Below are 277 nucleotides of genomic sequence, written 5' to 3'. Positions count from 1 at the left end.
GGTGGCATACAAGGCTGAATGGAACGGCGGCCGGCGGATCGTGGCCAACCGCTGGTATCCCTCCAGCAAAACCTGCTCGGACTGCGGCGCGGTGAAAGCCAAACTGCCGCTGCGTGTCCGAACCTACATCTGCGACTCTTGCGGCCTGGTCCTCGACCGCGATGTGAACGCCGCGCGTAACCTCGCCGCGCTCGCGCGTGAGGCCACCACCGCCGGGAGTGGCCCGGTGGCAGGACGTGGAGCCGACCATAAGACCCGCCCCGGCGGGCCGGTGGCC

General features: G+C 69.3%; 1 protein-coding gene. It reads left to right on the top strand.

Annotated elements, in window-relative coordinates:
* Positions 1 to 277: zinc ribbon domain-containing protein (locus FXF52_RS41390; RefSeq protein WP_148805108.1), on the top strand; the 277-nt coding region annotated here is incomplete at both ends.

The organism is Micromonospora sp. MP36 (assembly GCF_008119785.1).
Lineage (GTDB): Bacteria > Actinomycetota > Actinomycetes > Mycobacteriales > Micromonosporaceae > Micromonospora.
This window is presented reverse-complemented; position numbering and strand designations above follow the sequence as displayed.